Source organism: Nonomuraea sediminis, assembly GCF_018531495.1.
GTDB classification, from domain to species: Bacteria; Actinomycetota; Actinomycetes; order Streptosporangiales; family Streptosporangiaceae; genus Nonomuraea; species Nonomuraea sediminis.
The window spans coordinates 835899-859965 of record NZ_JAHDTI010000001.1 but is presented as its reverse complement, the minus strand read 5'-3'; the positions used below and the strand labels follow the sequence as shown (position 1 = coordinate 859965).

The window sequence follows — 24067 nt, the reverse complement described above, 5'->3', positions numbered from 1 at the left end:
TGGGTCAATTTCATGCGTGTCAAGGGAAAAGTCCGTTCTCAATCCGTGGACACAGGAGGCGGTGCAGGGTGCGCGGTGGAATACCCTCGTATGCCGTGAGCAACCTCGATTCCTGGCGTACCCTCCCGGCGGCACAGCAGCCCACGTGGCCCGACCCGGGTGAGCTCGAGAAGGTCGTCGCCGAACTCGGCGGCCTGCCCCCTCTCGTCTTCGCGGGCGAGTGCGACCAGCTGAAGGACCAGCTGGCCGCCGTGGCCCGGGGCGAGGCCTTCGTGTTGCAGGGCGGCGACTGCGCCGAGACGTTCGCCGGGGCGACCGCCGACAACGTCCGCAACAAGCTCAAGACGCTGCTGCAGATGGCGATCGTGCTCACCTACGCCGGCCGGGTGCCGGTGGTGAAGATCGGACGGCTGGCAGGCCAGTTCGCCAAGCCGCGCTCCAAGGGCACCGAGACCCGCGAGGGCGTCGAGCTGCCCGCCTACCGGGGCGACATGGTCAACGGGTTCGACTTCACCGCCGAGTCGCGCATGCCCGACCCGTGGCGGCTGCTGAAGGCCTACCACTCCTCGGCCGTCACGCTCAACCTGGCCAGGGCCTTCACCAAGGGCGGCTACGCCGACCTGCGCCAGGTCCACGCCTGGAACCAGGACTTCGTGGCCGAGTCGCCTGCCGGGCGCCGCTACGAGCAGCTGGCCAGGGAGATCGACCAGGCGCTCGCCTTCATGCGGGCCTGCGGGGCCGACCCCGAGGAGTTCCACACGGTGGAGTTCTACTCCTCGCACGAGGCGCTGATCCTGGACTACGACCGGGCGCTCACCCGCATCGACTCCCGCACCGGCCGGCCGTACGACGTGTCGGCCCATATGGTGTGGATCGGCGAGCGCACGCGGCAGCTCGACGGGGCGCACGTCGAGTTCTTCTCGCGCATCCGCAACCCGATCGGCGTCAAGCTCGGCCCGACGACCACGACGGACGAGGCGCTGGCGCTGGTCGAGAAGCTCAACCCCGACAACGAGCCCGGACGGCTGACGTTCATCACCCGGATGGGCGCCTCCAAGATCCGCGAGCACCTGCCGACGCTGGTCAAGGAGGTCACCGCGTCGGGCGCGCAGATCGCGTGGGTGTGCGACCCGATGCACGGCAACACCTTCGAGGCGCCCAGCGGTCACAAGACGCGTCGGCTCGACGACGTGCTCGACGAGGTGGCGGGCTTCTTCGAGGTGCACCGATCGCTCGGCACGCACCCCGGCGGGATCCACATCGAGTTCACCGGCGACGACGTCACCGAGTGCGTCGGCGGCGGCCGGGAGATCGCCGAGGACGACCTGGCGCTGCGCTACGAGACGGCCTGCGACCCGCGCCTCAACCGCGGACAGTCGCTCGATCTGGCATTCCGGGTGGCGGAGCTCTACCGCGGGTGATCCAATCGGCCGGTGGGCTTACGTGACAAACGGGTCATCGGCTGGCTGAGCGGCGAGTTCCTGTCGAACCTCGGCGATCAGTTCTACATCGTCGCGGTCACCTACATCGCCACGATGGCGGCCGGTGCCCGCGGCGCCGCCCTGGTGCTGACGGTCGGAACGCTGCCGAAGATCGTCCTGATGCTCTTCGGCGGCGCCTTCGTGGACCGTCTCGGGCCCCGGCTGCTCATGGTCGGCAGCGACGCCGTCAGGACCGCACTGGCCGCGGGCCTGGCGGTCTACGCGCAGTTCAACGCGCCGAGCGTCGTGGTGCTCGCGTCGTTCTCGCTGGTGTTCGGGCTGGTCGACTCCGTCTTCCAGCCCGCCACCAACACCCTGCCCGTCCACCTCGTCGCCGAGGGTCAGCTGACCAGGCTGCAGGGAATCAGGACCTCACTGACCAGGGTCGCCCTCATCGCCGGCGCGCCCGCCGCGGGTTTCGCGGTCGGGTACGGCGGGGCCGCACTCGCCTTCGGGGTGGACGCGGCCTCGTTCGCGGTCTCGGCGGTGACCCTGGCTACGCTCCGGGTGCACATCACACCGCAACCGCGGGGCACGGGCGTGCTGCGCGACACCTGGGACGGGCTGAGTTACGTGGCAAGGCAGCCGCTGATCCGCGTGACGCTGGTGCTCTTCGCCGTGCTGGAGTTCGCGCTGAGCGGGCCGGTGAACGTGGGCTTCCCCGTGATGGCCAGAGCGCACGCGTGGGGCGCCTCGGGCCAGGGCGTCCTGATGTCGGCGCTCGGGGTGGGCACGCTGGCGGGGACTCTCGCCGTGACGCTGCTCAACCGGCGCCTCGGCAGGGTGGGAGGACCGGCGCTGACCGGGTGCCTCGTGGTGGCCGCCTGTTACGTGGGGCTCGGGTTCGGGACCCAGCTGGTGGGTACCGCGCTGCTGGTCGTCGTGGCCGGGTCGGTAGCGGGGGCTTTGGGATCGATCTTCATACCGGTGTTGCAGGCAAGTGCCGAGCGGGAGTATCTCGGGCGGGTGATGAGCCTGATGTCGATCGCCCTGCAGGGGCTCGTGGCGTTCTCGTTCGCGGTGACAGGGGTGCTCATCGACGGGCTCGGACTGGCGCCGACGATGACGCTGGCGGGCGGGTTGGTGGCTCTGACGGGGGTGGTGGCGTTGGGGAGCCGGGAGCTGCGGCGGGCGAGAGTGCCGGGAGGTGCCGCAGAGCCCGCAGCAACTGGCGTACCCGAGGCGACGGAGGGCCCGGGGGCACCGCGAGATAGGTGACCGCGACAGGCTCCTCGAGCAGGAGATAGGCCACGCCGCGCACCGGGGGCAGCTCGCCGACCGGGTAGAAGAGCGTCCACGACGGCGCGGCGGCGGCCAGGTCGATGAGGGTGTCCTGAAGCCCGGTGAAAGCCGGCCCCGCAGGCGGCGCCACCCCAGCCTTGCCCAGCGCGGTCGTGACAAGGTCGTGGAAGGGCGGATTACGCTCCCTGCCCGCCAGCCGCAAAGGCAGCGATCAGGTGGTCTGACCAGATGGGGAGCATCTCCAGGCCGGGGGCCGCGTCGACGAAGCGGACCAGGCCGCGTCCAGGGCGCCCGAGCGGACGGCGGCCAGGCGCTCTGACACGGGCGCCTTGGTGAGGCGCACGCGCAGGTCGGGCGCGATCGCCGCGAGCTGGTCGAGCAGCGGGTAGAGGCGCTGGCCAGGCGCGCGGCTGGTGCCGAGCCGGAGCGTGTCCGGCTCGATACGTCCCGCGACGGCCCGGCGGGCCGCGTCGGCGGCGGCCAGGACGTTGCGCGCCTCGGGCAGCAGGCGCTCACCCGCCTCCGTGAGCCGGACCTGCCGCGTCGAGCGGTCGAACAGGAGGGCCCCCAGCTCGCGTTCGAGCCGCGAGACCTGCTGGCTCACTGCCGACTGCACGATGTGGAGCCGCTCGGCCGCCCTGCCGAAGCCGCACTCCTCCGCCACGGCCACGAAATAGGTCAACTGCCGTGGCTCCACAGCGATCCCCGTGACAGTCGAGAGCCCCGCTACGCATGCGGGGCCCGGGACGAGGTCAGTTGTTGCTCTGCTCCTCGGCCTGCTTGAGCTCCTCGGCCAGCTCGGAACGGATCGCGTCCATGTCGAGCGCCCGCACCTGGCTGATCAGGTCCTCAAGGGCCGGCGCCGGAATCGCCCCCGGCTGGGCGTAGACCACGATGCCATCGCGGATGGCCATCAGCGTCGGGATCGAGTTGATGTCGAACCCCTGAGCCAGCGCCTGCTCCGCATCAGTGTCGATCTTGCCGAACGTGATGTCGTCATGCGTCTCCGACGCCTTCTCGAAGATCGGCCCGAACATACGGCACGGGCCACACCACTCGGCCCAGAAATCGAGCAGGACGATCCCCTTGTCGGCGATGTCGTTGAAGTTCTTCTCGGTTACTTCGATGGTCGCCACAAGTGGCTCCTCATATCGTCGTTGAAGTTGCAACGGTGTAAACCACCTACCCCGCCACAGCATTCCACGTTCCCACTCCACCCGCGTCCTCACGCCCCCACCCCCAGAAGCTTCCTCTCCTACAACGCCATCCCCCTCTACGACGAGCTTCTGCCGTACGGCGAGCCTTCTCTCTGCGGCGAGCTTTCTGCCGTGCGGCGAGCTTTCTGCCCTACGGCAGGCCGCCGCCCCCCGGCCGCCCGCCGTACTCCGGCTGAGGACCCGTGCCCGGCGCTTCCGGCGAGTCGATGATCCTCGCCCGCCGTAACGACGTCCGGCAACCGGGCACCACGGCCCCCTATCTCGCCGTACGAAGCGCCGGCCCTCCGCCGCACCACGCCTCGCCGACCCCGGCGCGGGAAATCCACGCGAGTCCCGGGCTCCCGGCCTGGGGTGCTGTGTGTTCACGCGGGCGGGCGTCTTGGCGGTTCGTTGGCCGGGCACCGTGGTTCCTGGGCCGTCGTACGAGGCGCCGGACGACCGCCGTACCTCGGCTCGCCGACCCCGGCGCGGGGAAACCCGGCGGGGTCCGGAGCTCTCGTGACCCCGGCGCCGGGAAACCCGGTGGGGCCTGGAGCTCTCGGGCTCCCGGCCCCTTGGGGCTTGCCGTACGAGAGAAGGGGAGGTCAGTGGCCGGGGAGGTTGAGGCCGAGCAGGAGGGGGTCGTGGTCGGAGGCGCGGAAGGCGTCGGGCTGGTAGAGGGCGGGTGGGTTGAATTCGGTGTTGTAGTCGAGGATGCGGGGTTCGTCGGAGTTGATGTGCCAGATCGTGGTGCCTGTCACCCGCTTGGCGAGTTGGTGCCCGGCCAGGGCGTGGTCGAGTTCACCCGCCAGGCCGTCGAACAGGAAGCTGTAGCGCTGCGGCGCGGGCACGAAGCGCTTGGTGAGGCTGGTCAGGCCGCCGTGCTCCAGCGTGTGGATGGGGTCCTCCTCGCCGTAGGCGTTGAGGTCGCCCAGGACGAGCGGGTTGGGCAGGTCGGCGATCAGGCCGAGCACGGCCTGGGCCTGCTTGACGCGGGTGGGGTTCCAGCAGCTCTGCCCGTCGCCCTGGTCGGCGTCGGGGCCGTCGGCGGGGCAGCTGCCCTTGGACTTGAAGTGGTTGACCACCATGGTGAACGGCTGGCCGCCCCCCGACCTGCGGAACGTCTGGATCAGCGGCGGCCGGCTGAAGACCGGGTCCTGCGACGACCTGGCCTCGCCCACGGGCGACAGGACATCCTTCTTGTAGATGATCGAGACCTGGATGGCGTCCGTGCCGGGGTAGGGGTGCTTGATCGCGGTGTAGCCGGAGCCGAGCGCGTCGAGCAGGGCCTGCACCGAGGCGCCGCCGTTGTTCTCGACCTCCATGAGCGCGACCGCGTCGGCGTCCAGGCCCTTGAGCGCCGCCACCAGTTTGGCCAGTTGCCGCTTGAGCTCCTCGGCGTTGCTCGCGCCGCGCGAGCCGAGCGTGGTGAACCAGTTCAGCGTGTTCATGCTGGCCACCCGGACGTTCCCGCCGACGGGCGCAGGCTTGAGGGGACGCGGGTTCGTCTTCCGGTAGTCGATCGGCTTGGTGGGCTCGAGCCGGTAGCTGCCGAACCCGTAGCCGAGCACGCCGGTGATCCCCGTGGCGGAGTCGCCGGTCCGCACGATCGGCGGCAGCGTCGCCGGGTTCTCCCTGGTCGATCCGTCGTCGATGAGCAGCCTGCCCTGCTTGGCGGGCACGCCTGGCCGGTCCGTCGACTGGAACAGCCGGCCGCCCTCCGAGACCGTGACCTCGCCGAAGCGGCCCAGGTTGAAGTGCTCGGTGACGGTCAGCGGCTGCGGGAAGGTCAGCAGCATGCCCTCCACCGACTCGTCCACCGGCACCTTGTACGGCAGGGCCGCCACGGACCCGGTGCCGCACACGTCGATCGCGGAGACGGGCGACAGCTCGGTCAGCCCGTTGAACTCCGTCACCTTCCCCGTGACGAGGACCCGGTCGCCCGCCTTGACGTCCTTGACCGACTCGCGGGCGAAGGCGAACAGCCCCTCCGAGGTCCCGGGGTCGGAATCGGGTTTCGGATCCTGCAGGAAGAATCCGCTCAGCTGGTCGCTCTTCTGGAAGTCGCCGGTGACCACGCCCTCGACCCTGACGGTCTGCCCGGCCAGCGGGCTGGCCTCGCCGCCGCCCTGGACCTGCGAGATCCGCTGGGTGGGCGGGGCGTCGCAGGAGGTCGCGGTGGCCGCGTGGGCGGGGGCGGCGAGGGCGGACAGGACGAGGGCGGTAATTGTTGTCACGGATAAAAGGCGCATGACGGGCACTTTAGAGGTTTTAGTGCTTGCATATTTCGCCAAGAAAGTGGATAGAGCGTTAAATTATCGAACCTTGACAGCACGGCTTTGCGGGTATGACGACAGCATGGACTGGGTCACCTGCGCACATTCGGCTGCCTGCACAGGAATCGCTCGTCAGCCGTACGGTCTCTGTCTGTCACACCTGCCGCCCGATGATCTCGACAGGGAGCTCGCGGAGATGTCTCCCGGCCGCCTGCTCGACCTGCGCGGGACCACGCTCACGAGCGACCTGCTGGCCCGCGTGCTCGAGGCCACCTGTCATCGCCCGGGACGGGCCAAGCTCGACCGGGTGCGCTTCACGGGCGACGTCCGCTTAGCGGGGGTGACGTTCTCCGGTGACGTCACGCTGGACGAGGCCAGGTTCGACAGGCTCGCCTCGTTCTTCGGCACCCGCTTCGAGGGGAACGTGTCGCTGGCCGGGGCCCGCTTCGGGCGCGAGCTGTCCTTCCACGGGGTGCGGGTGCACGGCCACGTGCGGCTGGACCGGGCGGTCATGGCCCGCGACGCGCTGTTCAGCCAGGCCGGGTTCGGCCACGGGCTGTCGTGCGAGCGGTCCCGCTTCGACGGCTACGCCACCTTCGACGGCGCCAGGCTGGGCGGGGCCGTCTTCCGCGGCGCCAGGTTCGGGCGCACGGTCTCCTTCCGCAAGGTCGCCGGGTCCGCCTGGTTCGACGGCGCGCACTTCGCCGCCGACGCCTACCTGTCGGGCACCGGACGCTTCTCGGCCGCCCGGTGCCGCGCGGACGGCGTCCTCGACCTGTCCGTGGAGGACTGCGGCGTCGACCTGCGCAGGATCGACGTGGCCGGGACGACCACGATCAGGCTCGCCGACTCGCAGGCGGACCTGGAGGGCGCGGTGCTGCGCGGCCACGCCGCCATCAAGGGGCGCGGGCGCGCCATGGTGAGCTCGCTGCGCCACGTCGAGGCGCCCAGCCTGGAACTGGCCGCCCTCGACCTGTCGGCCTGCCGCTTCGCCGGGCTGGCCCATCCGGCCGGGGTCCGGCTGCGCGACTGCACGTTCGCGCTCACGCCGCGCGGCGTGCGGCTCAGCCTGCGCTGGCCGATGCTGCGCTGGTTCTCCCGGCGCCGCGCGCTGGCCGACGAGCACGGGCTGCGCGGCTGGAGCGCCGCCGACTCGGCCGCCGCCGCCGACCGCCAGGCCACCGCGGACCGGCTGGCCACCCTCTACGCCGAGTTGCGGCCCCACGTCGACGACTCGGGCACCTCGGCCGACTTCGCTTTCGCCGCGATGGAGATGCGCCGCAAGGCCAGCCGCCACTGGTGGCTGTCCCTGTCATGGCTGCTCTGGGGGTACGGCATGCGCATGGGAAGGGCGGCGGCCTGGGTGACCCTCATCGCGGCGATCACCGGGGGAGCCCTCCTGTGGACCTCCACCTCCCACGCCGCCCCGCGGGCCTCCCATCCCCGCCCCGCCGTTCACACCTAGGCCGTGGGGAAGCCGGCGAAGTAGGAGGCGGCCATGTCCTCCTCGCCGTGGCCCTGGGCCTCGGCGCGGCGGAAGCGGTCGCCGGCGGCGCGGGCCAGGTCCACCGCGACGCCGGCCTGCTCGGCGGCCTCGGCGATGAGACGCGTGTCCTTCTCGGCGTTGGTGACCGAGAAGGACGGCGTGAAGTCGCCCTCGCTGATGGCCTTGAGCTTGGCCTGGAGGTAGGGGCTGTCCATCGGGCCGCCGGTGATCACCTCACGGAAGTGCCCGACGTCGACCCCGAGGCCCTTGGCCAGGCCGAGCACCTCGGCCAGCACCGAGGTCAGCGCGATGCCGAAGCCGACCGTGGTGAGCTTGAGCCGGGTGGCCGCGCCCACGTCGCCCACCCACAGCGTCTTGCTGCCGACCGCGGAGAAGACCGGGTCGAGCCGCGGATCGGCCGGCCCGCCGGCCAGGACGACCAGCGTGCCGGCCTCGGCCGGCTGCCGGGTGCCCTGCACGGGCGCGTCCACGAACACCAGGCCGTGCTCGCGCGCGAACCCGGCGAGCCGTTCGACGGCGGCCACGCCGACCGTGCTCATCTGCGCCCACACCTGACCGGCCCGCAACCCGGGAGCGGCGGCCTCGATGGCCTGCTGGACCGCGTCGCCGTCGTTCAGCATGGTGATCACGACGTCGGCGCCCGCCACGGCCTCCGCGGGATCGGCGGCAAGCGTGGCGCCGTCGGCCTCGAGCGGCCGCGCCTTCTCCATCGTGCGGTTCCACACCCGCAGGTCGTGGCCGGCCTTGAGCAGGTTGCGGCCCATGGCGGCACCCATGATGCCGGTGCCGAGCAGCGCGACGGTGGTCATCTCGAAACTCCTAATCTTTAACGGGCAGTACAGATAGGGCCAGGTCGACGACGGCGACCAGGCGGCGCCTGTCGGCGCCGGCCTTGCCAAGGACGCGCACGCCCTGCACGGTCGTGACGACGAGGTCGGCCAGCGCGGTCACGTCGGTGCCCGGCGCCAGCTCGCCCTGGTCGCGGGCGCGGCGCAACACGGCGGTGACAGACTCGGCCTGCCGGTCCAGTGCCTGTCCCACTACCCGCGCGGCGACCGGATCATGCGGCACGCGCTCGGTCGCGGTGTTGGTGATCAGGCAGCCGCGCCGCTCCGGATCCAGCACCGTGGCGTCCACCAGGGCCAGCAGCAGACCGCGCAGGACCTCGCGGACCGGCGCCGCGCGATCGAGCCGCGCGGCGTTGGCCGCGCCTGAACGCTCGGCGTAGCGGGTCAGCGCGGCCTCGTAGAGGCCCTGTTTGCTGCCGAAGGCGGCATACAGCGAGCCGCGCCCCACGCCGGTGGCCTCCACCAGGTCGTGGATGGAGGTCGCCGCGTAGCCCTTGCGCCAGAAGACGCCCATGGCGGCCTCGACGGCCGCCTCGGTGTCGAACTCCCTCGTCCTGGCCATGCGGCCCACTCTAGCAAGTATCTGGAACGATCAGTCAGGTATGCCCACGAGCTTGACCAGGAAGCGCTCGACCTGCTCCTCCAGCGGCTGCCACGGACGGTCGGGCCGGTTGAGCCGCATCGACACCGCGCCGTGCACGGCCGCCCGCAGATCGAGCGAGGCGGTGGCGGCGTCGCCGTCGGCGGCGAGCCCGGCGTCCATGCACCGCTGGATCGCGGCGGCCGTCCGCTCGCCCAGTTCCTCGCGGAACGGCGCCGTGCCGCTCCGGTTGAGCAGGCTCTCGTGCATCACCTTGTACAGGCCGGGGTGCTCGTAGGCCCACCGGCCGAGCAGCAGCGTGCGGGCGCGCAGCTTGGCCACCGGGTCGTCGGAGACCTCCTCGGCCCGCTCGACCGCGCTCAGCAGGTCGTCGTGGCAGCGCTCCATCGCGGCCAGCACGAGCTCGTCGCGGTCGCCGAAGTGGATGTAGACGGAGGTGGCGGCGATGCCGATGTCGCGCGCCACGGCCCGCAAGGACAGCGCCTGGTCGTCGCCGAGCTCGTCGAGCAGCCGGATCGCGGCGGCCAGGATGTCCTCCCGCAGCCGCTCGCCCTCGCCACGCCGGTTGCGGCCACGGGTCGCGTTCATGACGCCCATTGTAGAGGGACAGCCGTTGCGCTACAGTCGTAGCGCTACAGTCGTTAACTTAAGGAGTGCGATCGTGGACGCGATCTTCGAGGAGATGAGCCTGGCCACCGACCGGCAGCTGTGGGAGGGCGAGCCCGAGCTGTCGATGCGGGAGAAGGTCCTGCTCAGCCTGGTCGCCGACGTCTGCCTGCAGACGCTCGGCCAGCCGTACGAGCAGCACGTGCGGATGGCGCACGAGCACGGGGTCGGCGCCGACGACCTGCGGGAGCTGCTGCGCTTCATCGCCTACGACAGCGGTTACCCGGCCGCGCGGGCGGCGCTGGCCAGGCTGGAGGAGATCGAGAAGGAGTACGGCCTGCCGCAGCCGACCGGCCGGGGGCACGACCTCGACCTCGCCGGGACGGGCAGCCCAATCCCGGCCCAGATCAGGGACGAGGTGCACGCGCTCGACGACCGCTTCGGCGACTACATGGACCTGCAGTCGCGGATGCGGGCGGGGATGAGTCTGCTGGCCGTCAGGGAGCGGGCGTTCGCCACGATCACGGTGGACGTGCTGTTCCAGACGCTGGAGGAGAGCCTGCGGGCGCACGTCGGGCGGGCTCTGTCGGCCGGCGCCTCGCCGGAGGCGGTCCGCGCCGTCGTCCGCTTCTCGGCCCGCTTCGGCATGACCAAGGCGTGGCGTGCTCTGCACGTGGTCGACGGCCTCCTGGCCGCCTCGTCATGAAACGTGCGTTTGGCGACACGCCCGCGCTTGTGCAGAGATCGCGAGCGCACACGGCCTAAGCTGCGGAAAGTCCCCCCTTGAGTACGGGGGGAGAGTTTCTCGTGATACATCGTCAACACATGCTGGTGGTCGTGGCCTTGGCCCTGGCGGCCGGGTGCTCGTCGGGCGGGCAGCAGCAGTCCGCCCAGCAGGCCGCCGAGCAGCCCGTGAAGCAGCAGGCAGGCATGGACCGCAAGGCCTGCCAGGCCGAGACCAAAACGGCCTGCTACACCTTCAACCAGGTGCGCGCCGCCTACGGCGTCGACGCGCTCCAGCGTCAGGGCATCACCGGCAAGGGCAGGACCATCGCGATCCTGGCGCCGCTCGGCGCGCCGCACCTGCGGACCGACCTGGAGGCCGCCAGCACCCAGCTGGGCCTGCCCAAGCCCCACCTGAAGATCGTCGAGCAGAAGCCGTCACACGGCAAGGCCTCGAAGATCGACTGGAAGGACGAGGAACTGACGGGCATGGCCCGCGAGGCGACCATGGACGTGCAGGCCGCGCACGCCATGGCCCCCGAGGCCGACCTGCTCCTCTACCAGGTGGACGTCACCGCCAAGCGCGACGACTTCGACGACGTCCTCAGAGGGCTGAAGCAGATCATCGGCAAGCACATGGCCGACGTCGTGTCGATCAGCTTCGGGCTGCCCGAGGGCGGCGCCAAGGGCGAAAACGCCGCCAGGATCAAGCAGGGACACCGCCTGCTGGCCGACGCGGCCCGCCAGGGCATCACGGTGGTCGCGGCGGCCGGAGACGGCGGCGCGTTCGACGGCACCGGCGACAAGCAGGTGCGTTCCGTCGACTGGCCCGCCAGCGACCCGCTCGTCACGGCGGTCGGCGGGACCCGGCTCGACCTCGACGACGCCGGCAAGCGGCGCAAGCCCGACACCGTGTGGAGCGACGAGGGCGGCGCCTCGGGCGGCGGGCTGTCGGCCATCTTCACCCGGCCCGCCTACCAGCGCACCGTCGCCGCCGTGGCCACCGGGCGGCGCGCCGTGCCGGACATCTCGCTCAGCGCGGCCGGCGACGGGAGCACGATGGCCTACCTCACCGACGACAAGGCCGCCTCCTGGTGGCCGGTGTACGGCACGAGCCTGGCGACGCCCATGTTCGCCGGTGTCGTCGCGCTGGCGGCCCAGCACGCGGGCAAGCGGCTCGGCTCGCTCAACCCGGCCCTGTACGACCTGGCCAACGCGCGCAACGCCGGGATCGTCGACATCACCACCGGGACGAACGGCAAGCACGGGCACCCGGCCCGGCCCGGATACGACCTCGCGTCGGGGCTGGGCACCGTGGACGCCGCCCACCTCGTCCCCGCCCTGGCCGGCTACGCCGGGTAGGGCCTCCTGCGGCTGGGCCCGGTCACGTCGCGCCGGGCCCGGCCTGGGCGGGTTCAGGCCTGCCGTACCTCTGGGGTCGTGACGTGTTCCGGGCGGATGCCCGTGCCCACGAAACGGCGGAGCAGGGGGCTGAGGACGGGGATCCGCGAGAGGTTCGGCGGGATCTCGGGGGTCTTGAACTTGTTCTCCAGTGCGGGGCTGATGACCCGGTTCTGGACCACGCGCTGGGCGAACTGCGTCACCCGCGTGGGCGTCATGCGGCGCTTCTGCAGCAGGTGGAGCGTCGACTCGGGGATCGGCGCGCCCGACCGCAGCGAGCCGGCCAGCAGGTTGGCGGTGGCGACCGCGTCCTGGACGGCGAGGTTGATGCCGACCCCGAACACCGGCGACATGGCGTGCGCCGCGTCCCCGATGCACAGGAAGCCGGGTCTGTGCCAGCGCCGCAGCCGGTTGAGCGCGACCGTCAGCATGCTGACGTCGTCGTAGGACCTGATCTCGTCGATCCGCCCCGCCAGGAACGGCAGCAGTTCCACCACCGGCTGCCTGAAGGCCTCCAGGCCCTGCTCCCGCAGCCGCGAGTAGCCGCCCTTGGGGATCACGTAGGCCAGCTGCCAGTACGTCTCCCGGTTGATCGCCACCATGAGGTGCCCGGCCGACACCCGCAGGAACGTCTCGCCGGGGTCGGAGTCCTCGCGCGGCAGCCGGAACCACAGCACGTCCATCGGCGCGCCCAGCTCTTGGGGCACAAGCCCGGCGGCGGCCCGCAACGTGGAGTGCCGCCCGTCGGCCGCCACGGTCAGATCCGCCCGGATCTCATGCTCTCCCGACTTGTCGCGATACCGGAGGCCCCTGACCACGCCGCCCTCGCGGATCAGGTCGTACGCCTCCGCCTCCATCAGCAGGTGGAACGACGGGTACCGCGCCGCGGCCGACGTGACCAGGTTGAGGAAGTCCCACTGCGGAGCGAACGCGATGTAGTTGTACTTCCCTGGCAGCCCCCGCAGGTCGGCGAGCGTCACCTTGCCCCGGTCGGCCACCAGATCCATCTGGTAGGTCTTCCTGTGCGGGATCTTCATGAACTCCTCGGCCAGCCCGATCTCGTCGAGCACCTGCAGCGTCGAGGGGTGGATCGTGTCCCCGCGGAAGTCCCGCAGGAAGTCGGCGTGCTTCTCCAGCAACGTCACCTCGACGCCGGCCCTGGCCAGCAGCAGCGCCAGCACGGCGCCTGCGGGCCCACCGCCCGCGATCACACAACGCATAATTCATCACCTGATGAGATTCTCGCACATGCCGGGAGATGAGCAAAGCCCCCGCCATCATCCGGCGAGTCCGACGCGCCGAAGTACAGACGTGAGCACCCACCGGATACCCCAGCACACGCCGCCGAATCCGGGTGCTCCCGACGCTCCGAACCACCTCCCGGGAGCCGTCCGATGACCGACGAACCCCACGCTCTGTCCGGCGCCTATGCCGTGCACGCCCTGCCCGCCGCCGAGGGCAAGGCGTTCGAGCGCCACCTGGCCGGCTGCCCCTCCTGTGCGGCCGAGGTCCGCGCGCTGCGCGAGACCGCCGCCCGCCTCGCCCAGGCCACCGCCCAGGCCCCGCCCCCCGCCCTGCGCGCCCGCGTGCTCGCCGCCGCCCGAGACGTACGGCAGGCGGTCGGGGATCCTGAGCCGGGCGACGCCACGGTCTGGCACGGCCGCGGCGGTGGCACGGTCATCCTGCTCCCCGAGATCCCGGTGACGCCGGAGCCCGGCGTCACCCCGCTGCGACCGCGCCGCCGTACCAGGGTGCTGGCGGGACTGGCGGCGGTGTCAGCGGCGGCGGCGGTCGCGCTCGGCGTCCTGACCATCCAGGCCAGGCGCGAGCTGAGCGACCTGGCCAGGCGCGACGACACGATGCTCGCCCTGCTGTCGGCCCCGGACGCCGAGACGATCACCCAGCCCGTCACCGGCGGCGGCACCGCGGCGGTCCTGCTGTCCAGGAGGCGGGGCGGCATGGTCTTCACCGCCGCGAACCTGCCCAGGCCGCCCGCCGCGAAGGTCTACGAGCTGTGGCTGATGGGCCCCGCGGGAGCCCGGGCCGCCGGGCTGGTCGCCGCGGGCGACGTGCTGATCCTGCGCCCCGCGGGCGACGACGCCAGGATCGGCCTCACCGTCGAGCCCGCCGGCGGGTCAGAGCGGCCGACCACCCAGCCCGTCATGCTCGCCGACCTTCCGGCCGCGTGAGCCCAGCCACGCGGCGTAGGCGGCGCCGCGCGCGGCCACCGAGGTGTGCGCCGCGCGGGCGGCCTCGAGCAGCGCGGGCGCGTGGGCCGCGAGCGAGTGCCGCCAGATGAGCACCTGCCGCATCCACAGCGGATCCCCGCGCAGCGGCAGCACCGCCACCCGCTCGCCGGGCTCGTAGTGCGCCTGGCAGGCCGACACGGCGTGCCCCGACCCGATCAGCTCCCGCCGCACCCCGGCCTCGACCAGCTGGTAGCGCGCCCGTGGCGCGAACCCGGCCCGCTCGCACGCCTCCAGCAGGTGCTCGGGCCAGCCCATCCCGTCCGACGGCGGCACCACCCACGGCTCGTGCGCCAGATCGGCCAGCTCCAGCTCCTCCCGTACGGCGAGCGGATGCGAGGCGGGCACGGCGACGAACACCGGCTCGACCGCCACCACCCCCATGCCGAAAGACGGGTTCGGCCGCAGCTCGTGATCCGGGTAGTCGGCCACCAGCGCCACGTCGAGCCGCCCGTTGGCCACCATGTCCACCAGCACCCTGACGAAGTGCTCGGTCTGCAGTGTGATCCGCGCCTCGGGCAGCGCGGCGGCCAGCCGGTCGACCAGCGGCACCACGACGGGATGCTCGAAGCTACCCGCCCTGATCTCCTTGCCCGCCAGCTCGTCGGGCCCCGCCGCCAGCAGATCGTCCACCCCGGCCAGCACCGCCCGCGCTCTGGCCAGCACGAACTCGCCGAACGCGGTCGCCGTCACGCCGCGGTGGTCGCGGGTGAACACGGCGCCGCCGAGCAGCCGCTCGATGCGGCGCAGCTGGGCGGTGAGCGCGGGCTGGGAAACGCCGAGCGCGGCGGCGGCCTTGGTGACGCTGCCCTGGTCGGCGATGGCCCGCAGCGTCCTCAGGTGCCTCAGCTCCAGCTGCACGCCGCCGAAGGTATCACGCCCGAGTTATACCCAGATGAGATGAGACCAGCGGCGCGAAGCGGCCGATAGTGCATGACATGCGAAGTATCGCCGCCCTCACGCTCGTCGCGAGCCTCTTACAGACACCCGCCGCCGCCGAGCCCGGCACCGCCACGGTCACGCCGGTGCAGGTCACGGGCGCGCCCGCGAAGCGGTTCAACCTGATCATCATGGGAGACGGCTACACCCAGGCCGAACAGGCCAAGTTCCAGGCCGACGTGGACCGGCACCTGAACGTGATGTGGTCTCTCGAGCCGTTCAAGACCTACCGGAACTACATCAACGTCTACCGGGTGGACATCGTCTCCGGCGAGTCCGGCATCAGCTGCGACCCCGACCTCACCAGCCCGAAGAAGACGACCCCGCTCAGCATGGGCTTCTGGGGTCAGTGCAACCCCGGCAGCGTCCAGCGCCTCATCACGATGGACAACACGGCCGCCACCAAGTACGCCAACCTGGTCACCGGCACCACGAGCGGCAACCGGCAGATCCTGGCGCTGGCCAACAGCGGCACCTACGGCGGGGCGGGCGGCTCCTACGCCACCGCCTCAGGCAGCAACGCCATGTCCGCCCTGATCAGCCCGCACGAGCTGGGCCACTCGCTCGGCGGCCTGCAGGACGAGTACGACTACTACCAGCGCGGCGTGCCCGGCGGCGCCTACACCGGCCCCGAGCCGTCCAGCGCCCACCACACGCTGCTGACCGAACAGCAGATGCGCGACCAGCAGAAGAAGTGGTGGCGCTGGCTCGGCGAGCCCAGCGAGGCCGGCGGCCCGATCGGCCGCTACGAGGGCGGCATGTACTACCAGACCGGCATCTGGCGCCCGAGCAGGCACTCGATGATGAAGACGCTCGGCTACTACTACGACCAGGTCGGCCGCGAGGTGATGGCCCGCCGTATCACCGCCAAGACCGACGTCGTGCAGGACTCCACGCCCACCGGCGCACCGGTCGGCGCCGACCGCGTGCTCTGGGTGGAGCCGATGCGCCCGGTCGATCACGCCCTCACCGTCGCCTGGACCGTCGACGGCAAGCAGGCGGGCCACGAACAGGCGCTCGACCTGCGCACCCTGGGCCTGACACCTGGCACGCACACCGTGTCCGCCACCGTCACCGACCCGACGGACTTCGTCAGGGACCCCGCGATCCGCGCCGCGATGACCAGGACCCGCACGTGGACGGTCGACACCTCGATCACCACCCCGCCCGACGGCCTCACCCCGGGATTCGTCTCCTCGACCCCGACGAGCAGGCCCGTCGGCAAGAACGACGTCGTCTACGTGGAGACCACCCATCCGGCCGCGACCGTCCCCGCGGTCACCTGGCGCCTGGACGGCAAGCAGGTCGGCGACTCCGGCAGCGACCTGAACCTGTCCGGGCTCACCGGCACCACGCTGACGGCGTCGCTCGGCGGCCAGACGCTCACCTGGACGATCGACGGCGCACTTCCCAAGACCGGGTACGAGCTGTCGGAGCCGCTGGCCCGCTCCGGCGACACCTACGTCTACAACGGCCCGTTCACCATGCGCCTGACCGGCACCGACGAGCGCCCCGGCTACGTCGTGTCCGAGTCGCGGGTCGACGGCGACGGCTGGTTCGACTACTTCGGCTGGCCGACCTCCTCCGCCCTGCCCTGGACGTTCAGCGAGACCGGCACCGAGATCGACCACCTCGTGTACGGCAAGCTGCCCCGAGGCCGCCACACGATCGAGTACCGCTCGACCGACGCCGCGGGCAACCACGGTGAGGCGGGCACGTTCAAGGTCACCACCATCGCGCCCCCGCCCGCCTGCGCCAGGACCGTCACCGGCGCGTACGCGGGAACCCTGACCGTGGCCAACGGGATCACCTGCCTGGACAACGCCCAGGTCAACGGCCCCGTGACGGTCAAGAAGGGCGGAACCCTGGTGGTCAACGGCGGCTCGATCACCGGCGCGCTGAACGCCGCCGGCGAGGTGCAGCTGCTGAAGGCGACGCTCAACGGAGCCCTGATCGCCTCCGGCCCCTACACCGTGGTCGGCGCCCAGATCCGCGGGGCGGCCGCCTTCACGGGTCCGGGCATCCTGTCGGGCGCCACGGTCAAGGGCGCCCTGTCGTGCACCGGCGGAGCCGACGACCTCGGCGTGCCGAACACGGCGAGCACGGGCGGCTGCGCCGTACAGAAGGCCGACAAGCAGCAGCAGGACTACGCGGCCGTGGTCAGCGGCACTTCCCCTTGAGCCATGCGGCGAACTGCGGCGTGTAGTCGGTCGCGATCCGCCTGGCGCCGCCGTTGAGAGCCGCCGCCCACGCGCCCTTGTTGAGGGTCCACGAGGGCGGCGGCTCCTCCCACTTGGTCACCTCGGGCCAGACGGGCCCGCCGGTCAGCAGTTTCGACGGCAGGCCCGCGGCCAGGACCCGCCGCCTGAGCTCGGCGGCGATGCCCGTGTCGTGCGAGTAGAGGATCAACTCCTGGCCCGTGTAGTGCTCCTTGACCGGGCCGAGCACCTCCGACCAGGCACGCGAGCTGATCGAGGCGTCGGCGCTGAGCAGCGACTGCCGGGTCTCGGGTTTGATCTCCACCAGGGCGACCATGCCGTTCTCCTTCATCGCGGTCAGCCAGTCGCGGAAGGTGTAAACGGACTCGCCCTTGAAGATCCCTCGGGTGATCGTGCGGCCCTTGAGCTGGTCGGCGCCCGCGGCCCACCAGATGGCGTTGACGTCCCGCTTGGGGCCGCTCAGCCCCCAGGTCGAGGTGTTGTGCCACATGACGGCCTTGGTGCCGTCCTTGGTCAGCTGCAGGTCGGCCTCGACGCCCGCGGCGCCCCATGCCCGGTACTGCCTGATCGCGGTGGGGTTGTTGGGCTGGCGGACCTGGTCGCGCTGCCAGCCGTTCGCGCCGGTGGGGTAGCCGCCGTGCCCGAAGATCTGCGGGCACGCCGGCAGCTGGGCGGAGGTCGCGGGGGTGAGCGAGGTCAGCAGGGCCATCGCGGCCACCGCGTGGGGGAATGCCAAGAGCGGGCCTTTCAGAGTCGGTCGAGGGCCTTCACCAGCGAGGCCGTGGCGAGGTCGCGCAAGGGGGCGTAGTCGTCCTCCGGATACTGCCGGGGACCGTTCTCCACCAGCAGGATCAGGTACAGGTAGGCGCGGTAGAGGTCGAGCCGGACCGGGGAGAGCTCCAGCGGCCGCACCTCGCGGTACCCGGCCAGCAGTGGATCGTCCTCGGTCAGCTCGCCGAAGATGGTGGGCGTGATCAGCTCGGCGAGCGGGTCTCCCCAGAAGGCCCGCTCGTGGTCGATGACCGCCTGGATCCTGGGCGTGCCCGACAGGTCCAGGAACACGTTGCCCGGCCACACGTCGAAGTGCACCAGCCGCGGCTCGCTCACCTCGTCGAGCGCGGGGGAGGCGGCCTCGATGACGGCGCGGATCTCGCCCGCGGGCCGGGGGAGCGGCGTGGGATAGCGCTCGGTGTCGTCGAGCAGCGCCCCCACCATCGCCAGGTAGGCCTCCCGCCAGGTCGAGCCGGTGATCCCGGCGTGCGGGTAGCCGAACGTCTCGCCGGTCACCGAGTGCAGCGCGGCCAGGTGCCTGCCCAGCTGCCTGCGCAGCCCGTCCTGGTCGGCGGGCTGCGTGCGGTTCCACGGCACACCGTCGAGCGCCTCGAGCACCAGGTAGTCGCCGCCGAGCATCGGATCGTCGAACCCGGCCCGCAGCAGCCGCGGCACCGGCACGCCCGCCGCCCCGGCCAGCTCGAGCGCGGCGGCCTCCATGCGCAGCAGGTTGCGCTCGTAGCTGAGCTGCTCCAGCTCTGGCGGCGGCGCCACCTTCAGCACCACGGCCCTGCCGTCGTCCAGCTCCAGCCGCCACACGGCGTTGGCGAAGCCGTCGGTCAGCTCCTCGATGACCCCGGCGCCCACGCCGAGGGCCCGGCGCGCCAGATTGTCCAGCTGCCCGGGCGTTAAGCGGCGCTTCGTCCTGCTATCCACGGAAGGGCATTCTGTCGTCAGGCGACGGAGATCGTCCAGCGGGCCTCGTGGCGGCCGCCCGGTTTGAGCGTCACCAGATCGACCCCGGAGTTGAACGCGTCCGGCGGGCACGTCATCGGCTCCACCGCCACCCCCTGGTAGCCGAGCGGCTCCCCCGCGCACACCTGCACCCACGGCAGCACCGCCGGATCCCACGAGATCCGCACGTCGCCCACCCGCGCCCACCCTTCCGACAGCCCGGTGAAGGCGTGGTCGACCTCCAGCCCCGCCACCTGACGGCCTTCACGCAGGTCGTACGGCGTGCCAGCGACGCCGGCCACCTCGGCGGGGAGCAGGTCGTCGTCGGTCAGCAGCACCTTCGAGGCGGGCACCTGGACGTGCTCGCCGAGCAGCCACGGATGCGGGCCGCAGCCGTAGGGGGCGGGCCGGTCGCCGACGTTCTCGGCGGTGACCGTCGTGGTCAGGCCGTGCCGGTCGAGCCGGTGGGTGACCTGCAGGGCCAGCGGGAACGGGTAGCCGGGAGCGCCGGTGAGGGTGTGGGCCAGCCGTACGAAGGCGTGGTCGTCCTCGGCGGCCAGCCACTCCACCACCCGCCACCGCGCCGAGGCGACCAGGCCGTGCAGGGCGTGGCCGCGCGACGGCTCGGAGACGGCCAGCTCGTGGGCAAGGCCGTCGAAGGTGTAGCGGGCCCGGGCCACCCGGTTGGGCCAGGGGGCCAGGATCGTGCCGGCGAAGAAGGGGATCGGCCCGTCATCGGGCCAGGTGGTGATCAGGTCACGGCCGCCGTGCCTGAGCATGCTCAGCGCGGCGCCGCGCTCGCTGATGCGCGCGGTGTAGCCGCCGCCGACGAGCTCGGGCACAGGGGAATCCTTTCGATCTTTCAAGTGCAGCATATCCGCTGGTCAAGCCGACTCTCGGCGCACCAGGTGGGTGTCGAGGATGACGACGGGCTGGCGCAGCTCCTCGCCGTTGATCCGGGCCACGAGCAGCTGCGCCATCTGCCGGCCCATCAGCTCGGTCGGCTGGTGGACCGTGGTCAGCGGCGGCTCGGTGTGCGCGGCCGCCTTGGAGTCGTCGAAGCCGACCACGGCCACGTCGCCGGGGATGGTCCGGCCGGCCGCCCGCAGCGCCCGCATCGCGCCCATCGCCATCGGGTCGGAGGCGGCGAACACCGCGTCAAGCCCGGGATGCGCCGCAAGCAGCTCCCGCATCGCGGCGACCCCGCTGTCCTCGGAGAAGTCGCCGTAGGCCACCAGCTCCGGCAGGCCGGCGGGCAGCACCACGTCGCGGTAGCCCGCCAGACGGTCGACACCGGCGGCCATGTCCTGCGGACCGGCGATCGCGGCGATCCTGGTGCGGCCCAGGCCCGCCAGGTACTTCACCGCCTGCCGGGCGCCGGCCCTGTTGTCCATGTCCACGTAGCTGTAGGGGTCGAGGCCGACGGGGCGGCCGCCGAGCACGGTCGGCACGCCCATCGCCTCCAGCCTGCCCGGCAGCGGGTCGGCGCCGTGCAGCGACAGCAGCAGCACCCCGTCGACGTGCTGGCTGGTCAGGTAGTGCTCCAGCCGCGCGTGCTCCTCGCGCGACTGGGCCATGGCCAGGATCAGCTGGAGCCCGGTCTCCGACAGCGCCGAGCCGATGCCGCGGATCGTGCCCGCGAAGTACGGCTCGTCGAAGACGCGCAGCTCGGACTCCGACACGACCAGCGCGACCGTGTCGGTGCGGCGGGTGACCAGCGCCCTGGCCGCTCTGTTGGGGACGTAGCCCAGCTCCTCGATGGCGTGCTGTACCGCTTCGCGGGCCTTCCTGCTGACGTTGGGCGAGCCGTTGATGACCCTCGATACGGTCCCCCGGCCCACCCCTGCCAGGGCGGCCACGGCCTCAAGAGTCGGTCGGTTCATGGCGCCCATTCTGCCGGATGATCTGCGCATACCAGCGGGCGCTGTCCTTGGGCAGGCGCCGCTGCGTCTGGAAGTCAACGTGTACCAGTCCGAACCGCTTGCCGTACCCCCAGGCCCACTCGAAGTTGTCCATCAGGGACCAGGCGAAGTAGCCCTCAAGCGGGACTCCCTCGTCGATCGCCCGGCGGCAGGCCTCGAGGTGCGCCTCCAGGTAGGCGATGCGGTCGGGGTCGCGCACCCGGCCGCCTTCGACGACGTCGTCGAAGGCGGCGCCGTTCTCGGAGACGACCAGCGGGATCGGCGGGTAGTCGCGCGCGACCCTGGCCAGCACCTCGCGCAGGCCGTCGGCGTCGATCTCCCAGCCCATTGCGGTGACCGGCCGGCCGCCGTCGAGGAAGGCCACGTCCTCGGCGCCGACCCAGGGGGAGCCCGCGTCGGTGGGGGCGGCGCTCGCCGACGCCCTGCCCGGCGCGGTGCCCGAGACGGTGTAACGGCTGTAGTAGTTGACCAGCAGCACGTCGATGGGCGCGCTGATGAGCTCCATGTCCCCTTCGCGGGGACGCATCGGGATGTCGTCGGGGTAGCGGCCGGTGAGGAGGGCGTCCAGGAACAGGCGGTTCTGCAGCCCGTCGATCTTGCTGGCCGCCGCGACGTCCCTGGGGTCGTCGCCGGCGGGCGTGATGGCGTAGAGGTTGACGCAGCCGCCGACCCGCGACGGTCTGATCGCCTGGACGGCCAGCCCATGGGCCAGGTTGAGGTGGTGGGCGGCCATGAGGGCGTTGCCCGGCTCCCTGCGCCCCGGCGCGTGCTCGCCCGAGGCGTAGCCCAGGAACGCCGCGCACCACGGCTCGTTCACCGTCGCCCAGGTGTGCACCCGGTCGTGCAGCGCCTCGTGCACGGCCGCCGCGTAGTCGGCGAAGCGGTAGGCGGTGTCGCGCTCCGGCCAGCCGCCCCTGTCCTCCAGGGCCTGGGGGAGGTCCCAGTGATAGAGCGTCAGCCAGGGCTGGATGTCTCTGGCCAGCAGCTCGTCCATCAGGCGTTTGTAGAAGTCGAGCCCCTTCGGGTTGATGCCGCCCGACCCGTCAGGCTGGATGCGCGGCCACGACACCGAGAACCGGTAGGCCGTCAGCCCCAGCTCCGCCATGATCGCGACATCCTCGGCGAAGCGGTGGTAGTGGTCGATGGCCACGTCCCCGTGGTGCCCTCCGACCACCCGCCCCGGTCGCCTGACGAACGTGTCCCAGATGGACGGCCCCCGGCCGTCCTCGTCCACCGCGCCCTCGATCTGGTAGGCCGACGTGGCCGCCCCGAACGCGAAGCCGGCGGGAAACTGTGTCCTCACGCTTTGACAGCACCTTCCATGAGTCCGCCGACGATCTGGCGGCCGAATGCGACGAAAACCGCGACGAGCGGGATGATCGACAGCGCCGTCCCCGCGAAGATCAGCGTGTAGTTGGTGGAGTACCGCGCGTTCAGCGACGTGATCGCGATCTGCACGGTCGGGTTGTCCGGGGTCAGCACGATCAGCGGCCACATGAAGTCGTTCCACATGAGCATGAACGTGTTGATCCCGAGCACCGCCATGCCCGGCCGCACCGCCGGCAGCACCACGTTCCACCAGATGCGCAGCGTCGCCGCGCCGTCCACCCTGGCCGCCTCGACCAGCTCGGCCGGTACGGCCTGCCGCGTGTACTGCGTCATCAGGAACACGCCGAACCCGTTGAGCAGGAACGGCAGGATGACCGCCTTGAGCGTGCCCGTCCAGCCCAGCGCCACCATCAGCCGGTAGAGCGGCACCACGCCCATCTGCTGCAGCGGCACCGCCATCGTCAGCAGGACCGCCACCAGCAGCACGTTGCGCCCGCGGAAGCGCAGCGCGGCGAAGGAGAACCCGGCCAGCGTCGAGATGACCACCACGGAGACCGTGACGATCGAGGCGACCACGAAGGAGTTCGTCAGACCGAGCAGGAAGTGGGCGTCCTCGTTGTTCAGCACCGCCTGGATGTTCTCGCCGAGGTTGCCGCCCGGCAGCAGCGGCGGCGGCACCGCCACCGCGTCGGCGTTGTCGCGCGAGGCGATCACCAGCATCCAGTACAGCGGGAACGCCGACAGCACGACCGCGACCGCGAGCATGACCCGGGTGATGAGCGTGGGAGACCAGGTGTTCATCGCCTGCCCCTGACGAGAAGGAAGTTGATCAGCGCGCCGATCAGGATGAGGAGGAAGAGCAGCCACGCCGCCGCGGCCGCGTAGCCGTAGTCGAACTCGCGGAAGCCTTGCTTGACGATGAACATCGCGACCGTCTGGAACTGGCCCTGCGAGCCGCCGTCGACGTTGCCGCCGTAGAACGTGGTCGGCTCGGAGAAGAGCGTCAGCCCGCCGATCGTCGAGTTCAGCACCACGAAGATCATCGTCGGGCGCAGCATCGGCAGCGTGATCTGCCAGAACTGCCTGCGCCTGGAGGCCCCGTCGATGGCAGCCGCCTCGTACAGGTCGCGCGGGATCGTCTGCATCCCGGCCAGGAAGATGATCGCGTTGTAGCCGGTCCAGCGCCAGTCGACCATCGTGGCGATCGCGATCCACGACGGGATCCGCTCGGCCTTGAAATTCGTCCTCTCCACGCCGAACCAGCTCAGCATCCAGTTCACCAGCCCCCAGTCGCGGGCGTAGAGCTGGGTGAACACCACCGCGACCGCGACCACCGAGGTGACCAGCGGCAGCAGCACGCTCATCCGGATCGCCAGGCGCAGCCTGAGCCGCTTGTTCAGCGCGTTGGCGAGCAGCAGCGCCAGCAGCAGCTGGGGGACCGTGGCCAGGACGAACATGCCGACCGTGTTGACCACGGCATTCCAGAAGTCCTCATCGGCCAGCAGCTTGGCGTAGTTGCCGAGCCCGGCCCACGTGACCGTGCCCGCCAGGTCGTAGTCGTAGAGGGAGTACCACAGCGTGAAGGCCAGCGGGAAGAGCCCGAACGCGGCGAAGAGCAGGAAGTAGGGGGACACCAGGGCGTACGGCATGGCCCTGAGATCCAGCGTCGACCGCCAGCGGTGCCGCGGGGCCGGGCGGTGCTGGCGTGCGGCCCTGGGAAGGGTGTCGAGGCTCATGGAAGACCTTTCGGTGCGCGGTGGGAACTGGGTGGGACCGCTCCCACGATGGGGAGCGGTCCGCCGTACC

The 24067-nt window shown here is 71.3% G+C and carries 22 protein-coding genes; 7 read left to right on the top strand and 15 right to left on the bottom strand.

What is annotated here, in order from left to right; genetic code table 11:
* The first annotated feature begins 95 nt into the window (after positions 1-95).
* Both KIK09_RS04035 and KIK09_RS04030 read left to right on the top strand, forming a co-directional pair.
* Positions 96-1421, top strand: a complete 1326-nt coding sequence (locus KIK09_RS04035) for a class II 3-deoxy-7-phosphoheptulonate synthase (RefSeq protein WP_308163906.1) — start codon at positions 96-98, stop codon at positions 1419-1421.
* 12 nt (positions 1422-1433) lie between these two features.
* Positions 1434-2699: an MFS transporter gene (locus KIK09_RS04030; protein ID WP_214317243.1), complete on the top strand. Its 1266-nt coding sequence runs from the start codon at positions 1434-1436 to the stop codon at positions 2697-2699.
* A gap of 235 nt (positions 2700-2934) precedes the next feature.
* On the opposite strand, the gene KIK09_RS04025 is transcribed toward KIK09_RS04030, so the two are convergent.
* The 3 genes from KIK09_RS04025 to KIK09_RS04015 all read right to left on the bottom strand — a co-directional run bounded on the left by KIK09_RS04025 (position 2935) and on the right by KIK09_RS04015 (position 6171).
* The gene (locus tag KIK09_RS04025; RefSeq protein ID WP_250572505.1) at positions 2935-3405 is read right to left on the bottom strand and encodes a LysR family transcriptional regulator; all 471 of its coding nucleotides are present in this window, start codon (positions 3403-3405) and stop codon (positions 2935-2937) included.
* Between the two features lie 70 nt (positions 3406-3475).
* Complete coding sequence (gene trxA, locus KIK09_RS04020; RefSeq protein ID WP_214317241.1) at positions 3476-3859, bottom strand: thioredoxin; 384 nt, start codon at positions 3857-3859, stop codon at positions 3476-3478.
* Positions 3860-4524: 665 nt separating this feature from the next.
* On the bottom strand, positions 4525-6171 hold the full coding sequence (locus KIK09_RS04015) for an ExeM/NucH family extracellular endonuclease (protein WP_214317240.1): 1647 nt from the start codon (positions 6169-6171) through the stop codon (positions 4525-4527).
* Positions 6172-6391: 220 nt separating this feature from the next.
* Here KIK09_RS04015 and KIK09_RS04010 point away from each other — a divergent pair, with 220 nt between their 5' ends.
* Positions 6392-7660, top strand: coding sequence for a pentapeptide repeat-containing protein (locus KIK09_RS04010; protein ID WP_214317239.1), 1269 nt, complete (start codon positions 6392-6394; stop codon positions 7658-7660).
* Here the strand turns inward: KIK09_RS04010 and KIK09_RS04005 are convergent.
* From KIK09_RS04005 to KIK09_RS03995, 3 genes are read right to left on the bottom strand one after another with little or no spacing between them, the layout of a single operon-like run.
* Positions 7657-8511, bottom strand: a complete 855-nt coding sequence (locus KIK09_RS04005; protein WP_214317238.1) for an NAD(P)-dependent oxidoreductase — start codon at positions 8509-8511, stop codon at positions 7657-7659. The two genes, KIK09_RS04010 and KIK09_RS04005, sit on opposite strands and share 4 nt — an antisense overlap.
* A 10-nt stretch (positions 8512-8521) precedes the next feature.
* Positions 8522-9112 (bottom strand): TetR/AcrR family transcriptional regulator, encoded by a 591-nt coding sequence (locus tag KIK09_RS04000; RefSeq protein WP_214317237.1) that lies wholly within the window; start codon positions 9110-9112, stop codon positions 8522-8524.
* Between the two features lie 30 nt (positions 9113-9142).
* A complete protein-coding gene (locus KIK09_RS03995) occupies positions 9143-9739 on the bottom strand; it encodes a TetR/AcrR family transcriptional regulator (RefSeq protein WP_250572504.1) in 597 nt (198 codons plus the stop codon).
* Positions 9740-9812: 73 nt separating this feature from the next.
* Between KIK09_RS03995 and KIK09_RS03990 the strand changes: the two genes are divergently transcribed.
* Together KIK09_RS03990 and KIK09_RS03985 are read left to right on the top strand one after the other, a co-directional pair.
* Entirely contained in the window at positions 9813-10463 is a 651-nt protein-coding gene (locus KIK09_RS03990) for a carboxymuconolactone decarboxylase family protein (RefSeq protein ID WP_308163905.1), read from the top strand.
* A 119-nt stretch (positions 10464-10582) separates the two neighbouring features.
* Positions 10583-11842 (top strand): S53 family peptidase, encoded by a 1260-nt coding sequence (locus KIK09_RS03985; RefSeq protein ID WP_214317234.1) that lies wholly within the window; start codon positions 10583-10585, stop codon positions 11840-11842.
* Between the two features lie 53 nt (positions 11843-11895).
* Here the strand turns inward: KIK09_RS03985 and KIK09_RS03980 are convergent, their stop codons facing one another.
* The gene (locus KIK09_RS03980) at positions 11896-13101 is read right to left on the bottom strand and encodes an FAD-dependent oxidoreductase (RefSeq protein WP_214317233.1); all 1206 of its coding nucleotides are present in this window, start codon (positions 13099-13101) and stop codon (positions 11896-11898) included.
* 174 nt (positions 13102-13275) lie between these two features.
* On the opposite strand from KIK09_RS03980, the gene KIK09_RS03975 reads away from it, so the two are divergent.
* On the top strand, positions 13276-14070 hold the full coding sequence (locus KIK09_RS03975) for an anti-sigma factor (protein WP_214318018.1): 795 nt from the start codon (positions 13276-13278) through the stop codon (positions 14068-14070).
* Here the strand turns inward: KIK09_RS03975 and KIK09_RS03970 are convergent.
* Positions 14017-14988, bottom strand: coding sequence for a LysR family transcriptional regulator (locus KIK09_RS03970; RefSeq protein ID WP_214317232.1), 972 nt, complete (start codon positions 14986-14988; stop codon positions 14017-14019). The two genes, KIK09_RS03975 and KIK09_RS03970, sit on opposite strands and share 54 nt — an antisense overlap.
* A 77-nt stretch (positions 14989-15065) precedes the next feature.
* Here KIK09_RS03970 and KIK09_RS03965 point away from each other — a divergent pair, with 77 nt between their 5' ends.
* A complete protein-coding gene (locus KIK09_RS03965; RefSeq protein ID WP_214317231.1) occupies positions 15066-17246 on the top strand; it encodes a M64 family metallopeptidase in 2181 nt (726 codons plus the stop codon).
* Here KIK09_RS03965 and KIK09_RS03960 read toward each other — a convergent pair.
* From KIK09_RS03960 to KIK09_RS03930, 7 genes are read right to left on the bottom strand one after another with little or no spacing between them, the layout of a single operon-like run.
* On the bottom strand, positions 17227-18021 hold the full coding sequence (locus KIK09_RS03960) for a glycerophosphodiester phosphodiesterase (protein WP_214317230.1): 795 nt from the start codon (positions 18019-18021) through the stop codon (positions 17227-17229). The two genes, KIK09_RS03965 and KIK09_RS03960, sit on opposite strands and share 20 nt — an antisense overlap.
* Before the next feature lie 11 nt (positions 18022-18032).
* The gene (locus tag KIK09_RS03955; protein ID WP_214317229.1) at positions 18033-18992 is read right to left on the bottom strand and encodes a phosphotransferase family protein; all 960 of its coding nucleotides are present in this window, start codon (positions 18990-18992) and stop codon (positions 18033-18035) included.
* Positions 18993-19009: 17 nt separating this feature from the next.
* Positions 19010-19852: an aldose 1-epimerase family protein gene (locus tag KIK09_RS03950; RefSeq protein WP_308163904.1), complete on the bottom strand. Its 843-nt coding sequence runs from the start codon at positions 19850-19852 to the stop codon at positions 19010-19012.
* Positions 19853-19894: 42 nt separating this feature from the next.
* Positions 19895-20902, bottom strand: coding sequence for a LacI family DNA-binding transcriptional regulator (locus tag KIK09_RS03945; RefSeq protein WP_214317227.1), 1008 nt, complete (start codon positions 20900-20902; stop codon positions 19895-19897).
* Positions 20874-22235, bottom strand: a complete 1362-nt coding sequence (locus tag KIK09_RS03940; protein ID WP_214317226.1) for a GH1 family beta-glucosidase — start codon at positions 22233-22235, stop codon at positions 20874-20876. Before KIK09_RS03940 ends, KIK09_RS03945 begins: the two co-directional genes overlap by 29 nt.
* Positions 22232-23062: a carbohydrate ABC transporter permease gene (locus tag KIK09_RS03935; protein ID WP_214317225.1), complete on the bottom strand. Its 831-nt coding sequence runs from the start codon at positions 23060-23062 to the stop codon at positions 22232-22234. Before KIK09_RS03935 ends, KIK09_RS03940 begins: the two co-directional genes overlap by 4 nt.
* Positions 23059-23997 (bottom strand): carbohydrate ABC transporter permease, encoded by a 939-nt coding sequence (locus KIK09_RS03930; RefSeq protein ID WP_214317224.1) that lies wholly within the window; start codon positions 23995-23997, stop codon positions 23059-23061. Before KIK09_RS03930 ends, KIK09_RS03935 begins: the two co-directional genes overlap by 4 nt.
* Positions 23998-24067: the final 70 nt, after the last annotated feature.

Bases quoted from the DNA above. Each gene is read 5' to 3' on its own strand.
- KIK09_RS03930 (WP_214317224.1), bottom strand. From the start codon at position 23,997: ATGAGCCTCGACACCCTTCCCAGGGCCGCACGCCAGCACCGCCCGGCC.
- KIK09_RS04015 (WP_214317240.1), bottom strand. From the start codon at position 6,171: ATGCGCCTTTTATCCGTGACAACAATTACCGCCCTCGTCCTGTCCGCC.
- KIK09_RS03995 (WP_250572504.1), bottom strand. From the start codon at position 9,739: ATGAACGCGACCCGTGGCCGCAACCGGCGTGGCGAGGGCGAGCGGCTG.
- KIK09_RS03935 (WP_214317225.1), bottom strand. From the start codon at position 23,062: ATGAACACCTGGTCTCCCACGCTCATCACCCGGGTCATGCTCGCGGTC.
- KIK09_RS04000 (WP_214317237.1), bottom strand. From the start codon at position 9,112: ATGGCCAGGACGAGGGAGTTCGACACCGAGGCGGCCGTCGAGGCCGCC.
- KIK09_RS03980 (WP_214317233.1), bottom strand. From the start codon at position 13,101: ATGCGTTGTGTGATCGCGGGCGGTGGGCCCGCAGGCGCCGTGCTGGCG.
- KIK09_RS03985 (WP_214317234.1), top strand. From the start codon at position 10,583: ATGCTGGTGGTCGTGGCCTTGGCCCTGGCGGCCGGGTGCTCGTCGGGC.
- KIK09_RS04010 (WP_214317239.1), top strand. From the start codon at position 6,392: ATGTCTCCCGGCCGCCTGCTCGACCTGCGCGGGACCACGCTCACGAGC.
- KIK09_RS03945 (WP_214317227.1), bottom strand. From the start codon at position 20,902: ATGGGCGCCATGAACCGACCGACTCTTGAGGCCGTGGCCGCCCTGGCA.
- KIK09_RS03975 (WP_214318018.1), top strand. From the start codon at position 13,276: ATGACCGACGAACCCCACGCTCTGTCCGGCGCCTATGCCGTGCACGCC.
- KIK09_RS03965 (WP_214317231.1), top strand. From the start codon at position 15,066: ATGCGAAGTATCGCCGCCCTCACGCTCGTCGCGAGCCTCTTACAGACA.
- KIK09_RS04005 (WP_214317238.1), bottom strand. From the start codon at position 8,511: ATGACCACCGTCGCGCTGCTCGGCACCGGCATCATGGGTGCCGCCATG.